This window comes from Streptomyces phytophilus (genome assembly GCF_013870535.1).
GTDB lineage: Bacteria > Actinomycetota > Actinomycetes > Streptomycetales > Streptomycetaceae > Streptomyces > Streptomyces phytophilus.
Window position 1 is genome coordinate 1 of record NZ_JACBXC010001559.1, and the last position, 1,234, is coordinate 1,234.

At 73.3% G+C, this 1,234-nt stretch carries 1 protein-coding gene; it reads left to right on the plus strand.

The genetic code is table 11. The features are described from left to right. On the plus strand, window positions 1–1,115 hold a 1,115-nt coding region (locus H5J30_RS34220), incomplete at its 5' end, for an MMPL family transporter (RefSeq protein WP_181791706.1). Window positions 1,116–1,234 lie beyond the last annotated feature (119 nt).

The following is a 1,234-nucleotide window of genomic DNA, read 5'->3' on the forward strand; positions in this document are numbered from 1 at the left end:
TCGCGCTGGTGCTGATGGGCGTCCTCGCGCTGCCCGTCGCCGCGCTCCACCTGGGCAGCTCCGACCAGGGCAACCATCCCGCGAGCGCCACCACCAGGCAGGCGTACGACCTGATGGCTGGGGGCACCGCCCAGGACGGAGGCTCCGGGGGAGGGTTCGGCCCGGGCAGCAACGGTCCGCTCACCCTCGTCGCCCACCTCGACGGCGCGGGCGACCGGGTGGCCTTCGACTCGCTGCCCGAGACGCTGCGCGGCACGCCGGGGGTGGCCGACGCCACCGCCGCGGTGCACGGGCAGGGCGGCGGCACCGGGATGATCACCGTCACCCCGGAGACCGCGCCGCAGGACGAGGCGACGTCGGACCTGGTGGACCTGCTGCGCACGGACGTACTGCCGCGGGCCGCGGACGGTACGTCGATGCAGGTGCACGTGGGTGGGATCACCGCGGCCCAGGACGACTTCGCCGAGGTGATCGTCGGCAAGCTGCCGCTCTTCGGCGGGGTCGTGATAGCGCTGGGCTGCCTGCTGCTGCTGGTGGCGTTCCGCAGCGTGGGCGTACCGCTGAAGGCCGCGCTGATGAACGTGCTGGCCGTGACGTCGTCCTTCGGGGTGGTGGTGGCGGTCTTCCAGTGGGGCTGGGGGAGCGGGCTGCTGGGGCTGGGCGCCACCGGGCCGATCGAGCCGTTCCTGCCGGTGATCATGATCTCCGTGCTCTTCGGGCTCTCGATGGACTACCAGGTCTTCCTGGTCAGCCGGATGTACGAGGAGTGGCGGGCGACCCGCGACAACCGGCGGGCGGTACGGGTCGGGCTCGCCGAGACCGGCCGGGTGATCAACTGCGCGGCGCTCATCATGATCGCGGTCTTCTCGGCGTTCGCGCTGGGCGGGGACCGGATCATCGCGATGTTCGGGGTGGCGCTGGCCGCGGCGGTGGCGCTGGACGCCTTCGTGCTGCGCACGCTGCTGGTGCCGGCGCTGATGCACCTGCTGGGCCGGGCCAACTGGTGGCTGCCGGGCTGGCTGGAGCGGCGGCTGCCGCACATCGGCGTCGAGGGGCCCGGGCAGCCGGCGGCGGCCGAGCACATCGGGCTGCCGCAGGAGCCGGCCGTTCGTTAATACTCCTCTCAGACGGGCCGCCTACGGTGCCCGGCATGACTGCACTATCGAAGACGAACCAGGCGGCCGACGCCGCCGGGAACGACACCGCCGACGCCGCGGGGGCGGCGGGAGCCGCG